This window comes from Paenibacillus sp. plas6 (genome assembly GCF_057221655.1).
The window spans coordinates 3,145,322-3,160,385 of the sequence record NZ_CM170151.1 but is presented as its reverse complement, the minus strand read 5'-3'; the positions used below and the strand labels follow the sequence as shown (position 1 = coordinate 3,160,385).

The 15,064-nt window shown below is 40.6% G+C and carries 7 protein-coding genes; 1 reads left to right on the top strand and 6 read right to left on the bottom strand.

Annotated elements, in window-relative coordinates; all coding sequences use genetic code 11:
• Positions 1-111 precede the first annotated feature (111 nt).
• The 6 genes from pulA to AC2TDL_RS13985 all read right to left on the bottom strand — a co-directional run bounded on the left by pulA (position 112) and on the right by AC2TDL_RS13985 (position 14,123).
• Entirely contained in the window at positions 112-7,794 is a 7,683-nt protein-coding gene (gene pulA, locus AC2TDL_RS14010; RefSeq protein ID WP_484696707.1) for a type I pullulanase, read from the bottom strand.
• A 306-nt stretch (positions 7,795-8,100) separates the two neighbouring features.
• On the bottom strand, positions 8,101-8,967 hold the full coding sequence (locus AC2TDL_RS14005) for an alpha/beta fold hydrolase (protein ID WP_484696706.1): 867 nt from the start codon (positions 8,965-8,967) through the stop codon (positions 8,101-8,103).
• A gap of 67 nt (positions 8,968-9,034) precedes the next feature.
• Positions 9,035-10,468: an amidase gene (locus AC2TDL_RS14000; RefSeq protein ID WP_484696705.1), complete on the bottom strand. Its 1,434-nt coding sequence runs from the start codon at positions 10,466-10,468 to the stop codon at positions 9,035-9,037.
• 234 nt (positions 10,469-10,702) lie between these two features.
• On the bottom strand, positions 10,703-11,629 hold the full coding sequence (locus AC2TDL_RS13995; RefSeq protein ID WP_484696704.1) for a transglutaminase family protein: 927 nt from the start codon (positions 11,627-11,629) through the stop codon (positions 10,703-10,705).
• Complete coding sequence (locus AC2TDL_RS13990) at positions 11,626-12,603, bottom strand: alpha-E domain-containing protein (RefSeq protein ID WP_484696703.1); 978 nt, start codon at positions 12,601-12,603, stop codon at positions 11,626-11,628. The genes AC2TDL_RS13995 and AC2TDL_RS13990 overlap by 4 nt, the downstream gene beginning before the upstream one ends.
• 65 nt (positions 12,604-12,668) lie before the next feature.
• Positions 12,669-14,123, bottom strand: coding sequence for a circularly permuted type 2 ATP-grasp protein (locus tag AC2TDL_RS13985; protein WP_484696702.1), 1,455 nt, complete (start codon positions 14,121-14,123; stop codon positions 12,669-12,671).
• A 311-nt stretch (positions 14,124-14,434) separates the two neighbouring features.
• On the opposite strand from AC2TDL_RS13985, the gene AC2TDL_RS13980 reads away from it, so the two are divergent.
• Positions 14,435-14,965: a superoxide dismutase family protein gene (locus AC2TDL_RS13980; RefSeq protein ID WP_484696701.1), complete on the top strand. Its 531-nt coding sequence runs from the start codon at positions 14,435-14,437 to the stop codon at positions 14,963-14,965.
• Positions 14,966-15,064 lie beyond the last annotated feature (99 nt).

Here is a 15,064-nt window from a genome sequence, read left to right as displayed (position 1 = left end):
GTAATAATATAACGATATATCGTATTGTTCAAGGTTAAGTCACCCATTTAACGAAAAATAGACGTATATCCTGGCAGGATATACGTCTATCTAGCAACGCTATTCCATTAATTAGAGAATCTCTAATGCTAGCAGCACCTTTACACTTTCTGCACGTGTTAGGTTAGCTTTAGGGTCAAAGCCGTTTCCTTTTCCTTGTAAAATGCCTGCAGCAGTAGCTTTTTTGACAGCTTCCTGAGCCCAAGCTGCAATACGATCAGCATCCTCGTATTGGCTAATTTCTCCCGTTGGCAGAGGCTCACCAAGCTTATACTCTATCGCTCGAACGATCAGTACAGCCATCTCTTCCCGCGTAATAGACTGATTCGGTGCAAACTGTTCGTTACTTATACCGTTAATTAAGCCAGCTTCATACGCGCCTGCTACCGCTTGTTCATACCAACTGCCCGCTTCTACATCCTTAAACGGAGTAGCTGTAGTAGAAAATAAATTAAAGATACGAGCAATTATCATCGTAAATTCAGCACGAGTAATTTCTCCATCAGGTACGAAGCTATCCAGTGTTTTTCCTTCAATAAGCTGCTTTGCTGCTGCTTGAGCAATTAGTTTAGCAGCCCAATGACTTTCATCTACATCTGTAAATTGCTTCTTATAGCTTGCTACAACATATGTGCCTGCTAAGTCTGTCATTATTTGATAAACTCCATCTACCAGCTTAGCCGGTACATATTGCAATGAGCCATCTGTAAGCACTCGATATACGTTCTCGTAAATATCTTCTTGCTCCGAAGCAGATAATGCAATGTTTGCTCCTATTGCATTAAGCTGAGTTGTCGTACCAGAAGCCGTTTTTCCAGAGATAGTTACTGAGACAAGCGGTGAATGCAGATTTACTTCTATCGCTTTCTGCTTAGCTTGTTTTGTAATTTTATTAGCATCTGCTACTGTTCCTTCTGCAAGTTTCAGCTCAACACTGTTATATTGCTCTGACCAAGCTTTAAGCTGTTCCACAGAAATATGAAGTGTAACCTCACCAGCAGAGATAACGACTGGTTTAGTTAATTTTGCCGGCTCCAAAGTAACAACTGCGTCAACATCCTTTACTTCAACATTGTAGTTATCGCCCGACAAATAACGTTCATCTACTGTAATCACATTATTAATAGGTGTCGGAGTCGAGATTGGACGAGCAGGCGGAGTTGGCTTTGGCTCATTTGGTTCAGGTGTAATGGATGCAGGATTTGCTAAGATGAACGTACCGCCAAGCGAGCGCGCAGCCAGCTCCAAAGTTACTTTACCAGCTTCGCCTACTTTTACCTTTTCCCCGCTATATAAATTAATCAACTCTTTACCTTCCTCAGCATCGACTGTAAAAGTAATCTGTTTAGCAGCATCATCAATATTAATTCCGACATACACTTTATCGCCATTATATGCTCGTTCAAATACAATGTACTTGTCAGCGTCACCGCCAGCTAACTTGGTGCGAGTGCCTTTTGCGAATACTTTCGAATATTGTTTACGTGCATTTAACAGTTTCTGATAGTGGATTAACATATCGCTACGCTCTTCAAGCTCATCCCATGGCATATCATAACGATTTGAACCTAAGAAACCTTCACCAAGGTTATCATGGCGTCCAGACATTGCTAACTCTTCACCATAGTAAATTACTGGTTGACCTTTAGCAGTAATTTGCAGAGCGGCAGCAATTTTTTGCTTGCCAAGATCGCCGTTTGCACGTGTTTCCAGGAAGCCATCCTCATCATGACTAGATAAAAATTGTCCCATTGTCGCAGTATTATTCATCTTTTCATTTCTAGCTTCTAACGTTTGCTCAACCGAATCAATGTAACCGTCTATAAAGCTTTTAGCAATATTTTTAAAGTTGAAGTCTAGCAATGAATCCATCATGCCTGAGCCCAGGTATCCGCGTTGATCGTCAACAGAAGCACCATACACTTCGCCAATTAGCTTAAACTGCGGACTTACTTTCGTAAGCTCATTTTTGAAATGCATCCATGTAGCATTTTCCACATGCTTCACCGTATCAACACGATAATAATCGATAGTGTCTCCACGATCGGTACGAGCGCGATTTAGCCAGTCTACTTGCCACTGCACAATTTGCTCACGAACGGCTTGCTCCTCTGTTTTTAGATCTGGTAAGCCAGCTAATTCACCAACTACCTCATGATCTGGCACAGGATTTTCACGGATTAAGTCATCAAATACAGCTTGCTCCTCACGGGTAGGATAATTTGGCACATTTACTGCAGGATCATTGGAATCCATGCCATAACCTACGTGATTAAGCACTACATCAACCATAATTTTAATTCCACGATCATGCGCTTTTTCAATTAGCTCTTTAAACGTTTCAAGATCCCCAAGATGCTCATCAAGCTTTGTAAAGTCCTTCGCCCAATAACCGTGATAGCCATATTGATATTCCCACGACTGACCATATCCCACATTCCAATCAATATTATCAACGATTGGAGTAATCCAAATTGTATTGATGCCCAGCTCCTGTAAATAATCTAAGCGTTCAATAATTCCACGGAAGTCACCTCCATGATATGTTTGCGGATGTGAAATATCGTAACCTTCCCCATTTGGATCATTATTGCTTTCATCCCCATCGTTAAAGCGATCGGTCAACATAAAGTAAATTCTAGCCTCATCCCAATCAAAATCGTTACTATCCTTAATTTGACGCGGCTCGATATTAACGGTAGCTGTAAATGTATGCTCAACATTATTGCTATCAACAAAGACAACTGGAATAGTTTTCATTCCTGCAGTAACATCATCCGTTACAGATAATGTTAACGCTTTTATTTGCTTGTCAATTTCAACGTCAGCTCTTCCGCCTAATGCTGTCAAGTCAGCATAAATCCGCTTAATGTCTTGATCAGGGCTAGTCGTTTCCACTGTTAATATCGCATGTGTATTATAGTTAAATGCACTTGGCGATACTGAAGCAGTTGCCTCGATCTCAATCGGTTGATAAATGATTTTAGATACTCCATCAACGGTATTTCTTGGATCATTAATCGTAATATCCTCACCATCAAGAGTAACGATGAAAGTATAGATATGCTCACCTTCAGAAATATTTTGCAAAGTATAGCTATAATAAATATCTTCTTCGTTGTAGATCATTGGATATGTCTCGCCATCAATTGATAGCTTAACAGACGTAATCCGATCATGTTCGCCGCTGCGGAACAGATCATCATTACGATAATAGAAAGTGACATCATTGCCATTAATAACTGGACCAGAGATCGATTTAGTTTGGGTAAAGCTTGATTGTCCGCTCGTTAAATTAACAATCGTAAACGTATCATCTAAGCTTACATTGACAAAGCGATCCTGCTCCACATCCTTTTGCAACCATTGATCTCCGCCAAAGCGTACAATAAAGCCGATTTGCGTTACACTTGGACCAATTTCGACAAGCGCAACAGCTTTACCATTCTTTTCAGTAAACGGTATCGCACCATTTGTGGCACCTGTATTCCATACCCACATATCCCAACCAGCGTAGTCTTTATCCGGTCTTGTATATTGGAATTGAATATAACGTTTAACGTATGCTCTTACCTCAATTGAAAAGTCAGCCGAAACATTGCCGATTTGAGCAGTAATCGTTGCACGACCAGCGCTTACGCCAGTGACAAGTCCAGAACTATTTACGATGGCAACCGCTGGATTATCGCTTGACCAACTAATTAATGGACTGCTTATCACTTGATTAAACTGATCTTTAACAACTGGATTTAGTCTTATTGAATAATTTTCGTAAACAAAACTATCGCCCTGTAACGTTAACGTAGTAGGTATTAGTTCTGCAACGTATAACGTTGCTGAAGCAGTTAATTGACCAAGCTTAACTGTAATCGTCGTTTCACCGTTAGCAAGAGCAATTATTCGTCCATTTCCTGTTACAGTCGCTACATTTTCATTTGTAGAACTCCATTCGACCGTTTTGCCCATTATTGGTCTGCCATGTTGATCCTTAACGATTGCATTACCAACAAGCACTTTGCCGACTTCGATTGCTTGCTTTGCTAAATGAAGCTCAATCGTCGTTGGAACAGCCTCATAATCTCGACTTTCATCATACAACACCATCATTGAAATTGGTGCAACTTGGACAGAGCCGCTAACTGTAGCCAGTGTAGTCGTCCCTGCTGCCGTTTCATTAACAACAACATGCCAATTGCTTGAACCAGGTAAACTCACTTCTCGTGTTTCGTTTGCTCCATTGTAAATAACGATAATGTTTTTCCAAGCATCTTCATTAGCGTATTCTCCAAGTTTAAAAGCGACGACACCATTATTTTTCTCAAGCAACTTCCAATGCGCTTTAATATCTTCGCTTGACGTCATACGGAATGCAGAATGCTCCTTGCGAAGCTTAATTAACCCTTCATAGTATTTCGTAACATCAAGGAAATCAGCTTTTTTGTCCCAATTAATTGCATTCACCGCATCTGGGCTGCGATAGCTGTTATGATCTCCGTATTTTGTACGCAGGAACTCATCACCAGCATGGATAAACGGAATACCTTGCGAAGTAAACACGATACCGTTAGCAAGCAAGGAACGTTTTACAGTTTCATTTGCAAGTACGTTTTCAGAATCAACGTAATGATATGGCTTTGCATTAGCAACAGCATCAGCCACATCGCCGCCGCCAATAAGCTCGCCATCTTTAATGTTGAGCATGCCCAGCTCTTCGAATAGACCTTGAGTTTTCAGTACTTTATCCCAAAGATTCAAATTATCATGTGCGGTTACATAGTTGATCGTTTCCGTAGGTGCATTGGCAAAGTCTTCGATTGCGCCTCTAACGCCCTGTACGATACCGTCTAACGTATCGAGATTACCAGTTGCAAAACCTTTCCCTTCACCGTCGCTATCTCCTTTAATCGCTGAGCGAAGGTTATCGTTAAATACTGCAAAGTCTAAATCTTTTTGTGAGCCTTTTAACGTTTGGTCAGCATATGGAAGTGGTGTAGAGCCGCCCATCCAAGGCTCGCCGTAAATAAGCATGCTAGGATCAATTTCGCTCTTTAACTCCTCAGTAATCTCTTTCATTGTCGGAGTATCAATAATTCCCATAAGGTCAAATCGGAAGCCATCAATATTGTATTCTTTCGCCCAATAGCTTACAGAATCTTTAATATATTTGCGAACCATCGGACGCTCCGTTGCAATCTCATTTCCTACTCCTGAACCGTTTGAAAATGTTCCATTATCATACGTACGATAGAAATAACCTGGTACGATACGATTGAATGGGCCATCTTCAATCGAGTAGCTATGATTGTAGACAACGTCCATAATGACACGAATCCCTTTATTATGAAGCGCTTGAACCATTTGCTTAAATTCTATAATTCTAGCAGTCGGATTGGTCGCATCAGTTGAGTAGGAACCTTCCGGCACATTGTAATTTTGCGGATCATAACCCCAGTTATACTTTGGATTTGAGGAGGTTGGATCATTTACCGTCAACTCATTTACTGTTTTGAAATCATAAGATGGCAGTAAATGTACATGTGTAATTCCTAGTTCAGCTAAATGATCGACTCCAAGCTTATTGCCTTGCTCATCAACTAATCCTGTTTCCGTAAATGCTAAATATTTGCCTCTATTAGCAGCACTAACGCCTGAACTAGCACTAATTGAAAAATCACGAACATGAAGCTCATAGATGATTGCATCAGTTGCATTTATGAATGGCGGTTTATCGTCTTCATTCCAACCGTTCGGGTCAGTTGTATCTAAATCAATAATTGCTGTACGCACACCATTTGCCGCTACCGCACGAGCATAAGGATCTACCGCATAATTAACTGTGCCGTCAGCAAAGGAAACTTTGTACATATAGTATTTGCCAGCTAGATTTCCTGCAACGGTCCCTGACCAAACTCCATTATTAGTTCGAACTAAAGAAGTTTCTTGACCGCCGCTATGATCGTCAACCTCTCCTAAGCTATTGTATACACCAGCATCATCATAGATTGCTACTGCAACCTCAGAAGCTGTCGGAGCCCATAGCTTAAAGGAGCTTTCAGTCGCTGTATACGTTAAGCCGAGGTCATTGCCGTTATAATAAAACTGTTTATCATCTAACACATTGCGGAAAACTAGATTTGTAGAGCTCAATCTAGAATGCCCAACAATATAAGCCTTTTGAACATCGATAGTCCCTTCATTTACAGAAAGGCGGTAACTTCGATCACCTACCTTGCGCACCTGTGGGATAATCTTTTGTCCAGTAGACAGCTCTTCAATATAAAAGTCCGCTAACTGCTCCTCAGCAACTTCCTTTGTTGTCATCACATTAATCTCCGACAATGAATCCATAAAGGCAACTTGTACTTTATCAGAGATGTCAAAATCATCCTTACTGAAATAAACCGCTGTGTCCCCTTCTAATAACCAAACATCCACTTCACGTTTACCTTCTGGCATATAAACGATCCGATCACTTTCTTGAGAATCCCAATTTCCTTGACGAGTTATAATATAAATTTTGTCAGCAAAGCTTTGAATTGTAGCAAAGGCAAAACCATCCTCATCTAATTCAGATGCAAAATCTACCTCTCTACCATCTTTATTATCTTCCCATGTCCAAATATCCCAATTTAATTGTTTACCATCGTAGCGATAGTAATGGACATTATACGTATATAACTCAGCAGGATCTCGCTCAGTTGTAAAATTAATAGTCTTAGCCTCCGTTAAGCCTGCAATATAATTTGCAGGAATAGTAACTGTATATGTTGTATTATACGTTAATGTTTCATTTATTTGCATAACAAGTCTTTTATCGTCAACAGTTACGTCGGTAGCTAACGTATTATCTCCATCAATTAAACTTGGTAACACAGTTGTATCATCTAGCTCAATACGATCTAGAAAGTCAAATGTAACCGCATTCAATTGAGTGCTTACGTTAGTTGCTCCATGTACTGGGCTAGAGCCTAATAATGCTTGAGTTAAGGAATCAAACGATATTGTATATGTTGCGGAATAATCAGCAAGTGTATTCGGATTGCTGCTATGATTCCAATCAGAGGCAATGATATTGCCTTGCGTCTCTGGAATAACATCGAATGCACCATGCTCCGTTCCGTTATTTCCACTTAAAACCGCAATTGCTTGAATTGTGTCACCTTCTTCAAGTCCTAGCAGCTCAAGCGGAATCCGACCTTCAAATCCATTATGAATACTGTTAGCAAATTGCGTCCCCTTATGCTCACCCCAGCTTGAAGCAATAGGATTTAATAAATCTGATGAAGCATATACCGCAGCACCATTTAGTTCATTATCATTTTTTATACGACTTGTAATATGATAGTCTGGCTTCTTCTCAGCTATGCTGAAATTAAAAGCAGTTCCCCAAGGAGCAGCGTTTTCTGATGATTCGCTTTCACCGCCATTAATTAACAGCGCAATATCAATGTACTGTCCGTTATCTCCCCAATTTTGTACATTTACACTGTCTACCCAATAATAGAGGTACGTGCAGTCATTCATAAAATGTAAATTGTTAATATGAAAGCCTTGCCAGCCTGCTGTAGGTGAGCTGCCAACGATATTGGCATTATTCCATAGGTCATCCTTAATGCCATCTACAGTAATATAACTGCATGAATCATCATGATTTGCCTCTTCTGCCTGAACATTGAGCTGACCCATTGGAAATAATGAAAAAAGTAATGCAATAATAGCTAGTATTGCTATCCACTTTTTCTGTTTTAACGCCATTTTTTCTCCTCCAATTCTAAATGTTTTAATTGTGAAAGAGTTGTGCAAACGTTTGTATTTTCGAGTTGAAAAAATACACAATCGTGCATTACATATGTTTTACCTACCCCCTCTAAGGATCAACCTTATGTAGTGTAACGTTGTGCAATCGTTTTCATCTAAATATAATAGAGCAGTTGTTAATCGTTGTCAATTAAAATTTAAACGCTTACATTTCCTGAATCAAATATTTTTTTGAATGATGCTGCTGTTAGCTCCTTGCCTTATTGCAAATAAAGATTATCTAAGACAAATGTTGAGAGCAAATCATTGAGCATGAATTAAAAATTGAAGGGCATAGCAGTTCACAAATTCTGCACGCTCCATCGTAAGCAAATGGTTCGCCTGCTTTACCAGCATACAATCTATCTTCGGCACAGCAGCTTTAGCATACGCTAAAGCTTGCTGTGCTGGATAAATCACTTCATCTTCACCAATCATTAAAAGAACCGGCTGCTTTAAGTCAGCTAGTAACTGCGCATCTATTTTTAGCGGATATAAACGTAAGTCTGGCAAAGCATGCTGATAGCCTATTTTAATTAACTGATGATAGGCTGGAGCAAATGGCAAACCGACTGCCGAAAAGGAGCGAAATGCTCGATCAATCCATTTTTCCGTTTGAAACAATAAACCTGGAAAGGAATAATAGAAAAATTTCCAATGAAGCCTATGAAAAGCTGCTGCAGGAGCGAATAGCATCAGTTTGTTTACCCGCTTCGGACAGGCAAGCGTAAACCGCAAAGAAATATAACCGCCAATAGAATGTCCTGCCAAATGAACTTTTTCAAGCTGAAGTGCATCAAGAGTTTGCTTAAGCCATTCCACTGCTTCCTCCTGCTGCAATATCATTTGCTGCGGAATACTTTTGTTTATATCACCAACAATATCAATTGCATAAATCGTAAAATGCTCGGACCAAGCTTTAACATTGGGATACCACATTACGGAGCTCATCGTCATCCCATGCAGCAGAACAAGCGGCGGCTTTTCTCCCCCGCCAAAGCGCAAAACATAGGTTCTTCCATAGTTTGTATGAATTTGATATTCGGTATATGGACAGTGAAATAACTTTAACGCTTCATCATATTGCTTATTATATTGCTCCCGATACTCACTGCTATTAAATACATCCATTTGCCTGTTACTCCTTTGTTCAAAACCAATCGCTTATCTTATTTAGCCTCTCTAATAGATTGGTCATTTATGCATACACAGCATCATAGGCAGAACAACGAACATATCGATATACTTCCTCCTCAAGCCATTCGCCAAACTGAAAAATCGCATCTTCATTGCCAACAGCAGAAATAATTTGAACACCTATTGGCATACCATCCTCATCCTTGCCAATTGGCAAAGTTAACGACGGTAATCCCCATACGTTGGCATAAGCGATATATGGCATGTATTGCTTGTACGTTTTTCGGATAGAGAAAATTTCACCGTATTGCTTTCCATGACGTTGTGCAGCTTCATGATAAACAGGCAGAATTAGCAATGAAGTATGGAAATAAGATGTTAGCTCCTTATCACCTTGCTGCAAAATATGATTAATCTCTTCCCTTCGCGCTGGAGAAGGCTTAAACATATTCGCTCCTAGTAAAGCCCAAGATAGATAAGCATGTGTTTCTGAACGTCCAGTAAGTTTTTCTTTGACAAATTCTATAAGCGGACTTCCTTTACCATTATGACTCATCAAAGCCTTTACATGACTTGCTCCATCGATGCTCATAATTTCCTGCCATAGCAATGATGATTGCTCAAAGTATGGCGGCACATCATCATTGCATTTAAAGCTTTCAGCGATTTTTGCTCGCAGCTGCTCTAATATTTGCTCAGTTCTCTTTGATAGTGGAATTTGCGGCTGTTTAGCAGGAATAACAATTTCAAAAGCGTCCAAATCAACATATTTCCGCTTACGATTTGTTAATATTTCATTGATAAGTCTTGCATCGCGAACTGATTTTCCCATTGCACCAATGCCAAGCATCCGTCGCTGCTCTGGAATCGTCACATGAGGATAGTTGCCTGAATCATTGACTTGCTCATTTCCCGATTTAAAGCCAACGATGCCATTATAATGACTTGGAAAGCGAATAGAACCGCCTATATCAGCACCTAAGCCAACTGCTGCACCGCCTACAGCGATTAGCGCCCCCTCACCACCGCTTGAGCCTCCTGCTGAACGCTCTAGATCCCAAGGATTATTCGTTCGCCCATGCAGCTTATTTTCCGTTTCCTGACAAAAACAGAGGGCAGGCGTATTGGTTTTAGCAAGCACAATAGCTCCCTGCTCTTTCAGCAGTTTTACAACGACTGCATCCTCTTCTTCAATCATATTACGACGGTAGGTTAACCCTGATGTTGTCGGCATGCCGGCAACATGAAAACAATCCTTCACGCTAATCGGTACACCGTGCAGCTTGCCTACTGTCTCACCTTGCTGCAACTTCTTATCTGCTGCAATCGCCTCAGCACGTGCTTGAGTAAAGCGTTGAGCGGTAATGCAATTAATACTTTCATTTGCTTTTTGCAAATGTTGAATATATGTATCTGTGACCTGCTGAGATGTTAGTTCTCCTCGCTTAATACTTTCTGCTATTGCAGTGGCATCCATATCGAGTATGTTAAGCAAATGAGTCCCTCCTCCATTCATCGCATTGATTTAATACAAGCCTTATCATTATCGTACGTGCCAAAACTAGATATATTCTAACAACTTATTTGCTATTTGCTTCTGTTTTCCTGCCTAGTTCACTATAGAAGAGCTAAATTAAAATGCCCTGCTTCAGTTGCTTGCTGAAGGGGCATTTTAATCGCAAAATTTTATCTTTAACTCCTATGTTTATTATCATTCATCTGGCTCTGTTTATACACCTCTGCTTAGCTTTTGGACATCCACTTTAACCGTCAACTTCTGCTCACCGGTTCCACGATAGATTCCTTTAACAGGCACAATATCTCGATAATCTCGTCCATGCCCTAGCTTGACATAGCGATCGTCAAATGCTGTTTTGTTAGTGGGATCAAAGGAACACCAGCCAAGCTCTGGTACATACGCTTCTACCCAAGCATGCGATGCCTGCTCAAAATCAGCAGCCCCACCTTGCAAGTCACCAACAAAATGATAGCCGCTGACATAGCGTGCAGGAACTCCTTTGGCACGACAGACCGCAATCATCAGATGGGCAAAGTCCTGACAAACGCCGCGTTGCTTATCAATTAGCTCATAAGCTTTCGTATTCACTGTCGTAGCCTCGGGATCATAGATGAAATGAGTGCGAATATATTCACACAAAGCTTCTACCCATTCATACACAGAGAATGCTGGAACAACTTCACCGTTGCCCTCTTCACCGCCCATAATCAAACTATAGTTTGGTATACGGTCCATTAACTCTTTAATTTCCGCCGTTATTTCCGTATAAGCTGTCGGCAGTAAATATTCAATAAATCGGTCGACAGTTTTGTCCGAATACAGCTGTTCCCATGCTTGACTGGGCTTCATACTTTGCAGCTTCTTTTTACTATCTAGCGTAAAAGGCTCTGTTGTAACTACAATCATTGAGCTTTTAATTGTTAATGTGCGATGTGGCTGATTAACGGAAAAAACATGCACTCGATTGCCAAAGCTATCCTCATAAGCAAACAATGAAGCATTGGGTTCTATCGAAATATTATGGTTATAGCAGGACTGACGTTCATTAGTTACAGGGGTCAAGCGTATTTCATTGACACTGTCGGTCACATCCTGAGCGTACTGATACGTTGTAATATGACTGATCTTCAGCTTCATGCACTGACCTCCCCGATAAGAAAAAAGGTTTTCCCCATCTCATGGCCTACCCAAGCGCAAGACTGCAGCAATGATTGCGTCAGTTCATCTTTTTTCTCACAAGTCAGCTCTGTAAGCTCAATACAATCCAACTCTGCGCATAGCTTGCTAATTTGTCGATAAATACGATCATGCGCTATTTTCAACTGCTTATCATACAGCTCTAAAGCGCGAATATGCTCGATCAGCCGATGAAATGAGTAATGTACGGAGCGAGGAAATTTCGTGTTTAGGATAACAAATTCTAATATCCGTTCGACAGAGATATTGTCCGCATATATCCGACGAAATGCTTGATAGCCGCTCATTGCTCTTAATACAGCCTGCAAATACAAATACGCTCCATCATTGCCGCCGTTAGCAATATCTCGCGGAACAGTATTTAATATTCGCAGTGTATTTTCAGCCCGCTCTAAATAGCGCCCTGCCTCCATAAAGTTCCATTCATTTTGACGCGGAATAACGGAATTAACGCAACCATAAAACATATGACACCAATTTTTAATTTGCAATAAAAATTGATGAGGAGATTCCTTTAGCATCCCATCACTTTGTTGCTCGCGTAGCCACAAATAAAAGCTGTTAAGCACTTCCCACATTTCCGTAGGTGCTTGCTCGCGAAGTGTCCGCAAATTGTTACGAGCATGAATAATACAGGATAGCAGCGCATTCGGATTGTCGCGATCTAGAGTAATATAGGTCAGCACAGTATGCTCACTATATTGATCGTATGCTTGTTCGAAGGAAAGTCTGCTGCCAAGTGCCTCCACAATTCGTTGCCACTTGTCACTATGCTGGGCAAGCGCAAGCTGATCAACATTCATAAACTCATCTTGCTGCAAATGATAGTAAACATCAATTAAACGTGCATGATTTTCTGCTCGTTCCATATATCTCCCAATCCAAAATAAAGCCTCAGCAGTTCGATTTAGCATCCTTATCCCTCCATACTTTATATTGATTTGCATACGATTCGCAAAATTCTCACAACTTGGACAGTTTATTTAAGAACCCAAGTATCTTTTACACCACCGCCTTGCGATGAATTGACGACTAATGAGCCTTCCACAAGAGCTACACGAGTCAAGCCTCCTGGAATAACATGAGTCTCTGTTCCCTTAAGCACAAAGCCACGTAAATCGATATGTCGAGGGACCATAACGCCATCATGCATAATCGGTGCTGTTGATAGTTTCATCGTTTTTTGCGCAACATAACGCGATGGATTAGCTTGAATCGCTGCTCGAAAATGAGCTAATTCCTCCTCCGAAGCTGTCGGTCCAATAAGCATGCCATAACCACCAGACAACGAAGTTTCCTTCACTACAAGCTCAGATAAATGTTCCAGTACATATTCGCGTTCTTCTTTTCTATCTAAAATATAGGTCGGCACGTTGTTTAGTATCGGTTCCTCATGCAAATAATAGCGGATCATGTCAGGAACATAAGCATAGATTGCTTTGTCATCTGCTACACCAGTGCCGGGAGCATTGGCAATCGCTACATTGCCTGCACGATATGCGTTCATAATTCCAGGAACACCTAATAAAGAATTTGGATTAAAAGCAAGCGGGTCAAGAAAATCATCATCAATGCGACGATATATAACATCCACTTGACGTAAACCATCAAGGCTGCGGATATAGATTTTGTGATCTTTATAAACTAAATCTCTTCCCTCTACTAAATATATCCCCATTTGCTGCGCCAAAAACGTATGCTCAAAATATGCTGAGTTATATGGACCAGGGCTTAATAGAGCAATTACTGGCTCCTTCTTTCCATTAGGCGCAATGCTGCGCAGCGAGCTAAGAAATGCATTGATGCTTCGCTCAATTTCTACAACGGCATTTTTTAAATATAAATCATGGAACAATTCACGCATTAATGACCTTCCTTTAAATAAATAGGAAAATCCGGAAGGCGAGCGCAAATTATCCTCCAGCACAAAATATTCTCCGCTATCATCACGTATTAAGTCTATGCCCGAAGCCGTAATGTATACGCCTCCTGGTACATCAAGCGACACCATTTCCGGACGGTAATAGGTGTTGGAAACGATCAATCTTCGCGGAATTACTCCGTCTTTAACAATATTTTGATTGTGGTAAATATCGTGGATGAAAGCATTAAGCGCTTGTACTCGCTGACGCAACCCACGATCGATAATGTCCCATTCATTAGCTGCAATTAAACGCGGTATATAGTCAAAAGGAATTGTTCGCTCAAGAGGCTCGCTCTGATCAGGACGATAGAGCGTAAATGTCACACCCTCCTCAATCATTCGTTGCTGAAATGCTTTGCCACGTGCCGCCTGATTGGCAGGACTCATTTGCGTAAATTGTGCATGAATCGATCGATAATGGGCACGCACTCCTCCATAGCTATCAAACATTTCATCATAGAAGGAATGTGAATCATAAGAAAATGATTGTTTTCTTTTGGTCGTTGACATTCGACCACCTCCTGAGTGAGCTGACTGCAGTAACGCAATTGTCATGTTTTATTACATTGAACTTAGAAATAACAGGTATTTTACCTTTATTTTACTATTTAACCCTCATAGGTGTCAACTTATTTATCACATTATCACGAACGTTTTGAGCAAGGTTTATAAAATTGTTCGTTTTCAAACGACACTTCGTTATGTTTTCTTACATACACTTTACTGCTCTATCTACATTTCTGTTTGATTTACGAATAATCGTTTTGCTTTCTGAACAAACTAAAGCAGATTGTATGCAATCCAAATTTAGGAGGATATTTATGAACAAGAAACTGCTAGTTAGCTCTACAATAATGTTGCTCTTGCTTGCTCCAACTAGCTATGCTAATCAGCGACCGTTAACTGTGCCGATTATTAATAGTGAAGGGGCAACAATCGGACAAGCAACGTTCATTCAGGATGGTAAAAATGTCAATATTCATGTGAAGGCCAAACAGCTTTCTCCTGGAACGCATGGACTTCACATTCATGAGAAAGGACTCTGTGAGCCGCCTGATTTCAGTTCAGCAGGCAGCCACTTCAATCCCACAGCTAAACAGCATGGCTTTGAAAATGAAAAAGGTTTTCATAGTGGGGACTTGCCAAATATCGTAGTTAATGAGGATGGGACAATTGATGTAATGCTAGTAACAAATCATGTAACGTTGAAGAAAGGGAAAGCAAACTCTTTGCGCAATAAGCAGGGAACTTCAATTGTAATTCATGCCGAAGCCGATGATTATGTTACTGATCCTGCAGGTAATTCAGGAGCAAGGATTGCATGCGGGGTAATTTCACCAGCAAAAAGATAATGCTGCTGGGCTAGAAAATAGAACATCTTTTATCCGCGGTTTAAAGCCTGTTACTTATATGATTTAATAGGACGTATCAGGCTTTAAAGGCGGACACTC

What these genes read in the sequence shown, in the direction of transcription:
- AC2TDL_RS13980 (WP_484696701.1), top strand. Translation starts at nt 14,435, where the DNA reads ATGAACAAGAAACTGCTAGTTAGCTCTACAATAATGTTGCTCTTGCTT.
- AC2TDL_RS13985 (WP_484696702.1), bottom strand. Translation starts at nt 14,123, where the DNA reads ATGTCAACGACCAAAAGAAAACAATCATTTTCTTATGATTCACATTCC.
- AC2TDL_RS13990 (WP_484696703.1), bottom strand. Translation starts at nt 12,603, where the DNA reads ATGCTAAATCGAACTGCTGAGGCTTTATTTTGGATTGGGAGATATATG.
- AC2TDL_RS14005 (WP_484696706.1), bottom strand. Translation starts at nt 8,967, where the DNA reads ATGGATGTATTTAATAGCAGTGAGTATCGGGAGCAATATAATAAGCAA.
- AC2TDL_RS13995 (WP_484696704.1), bottom strand. Translation starts at nt 11,629, where the DNA reads ATGAAGCTGAAGATCAGTCATATTACAACGTATCAGTACGCTCAGGAT.
- pulA (WP_484696707.1), bottom strand. Translation starts at nt 7,794, where the DNA reads ATGGCGTTAAAACAGAAAAAGTGGATAGCAATACTAGCTATTATTGCA.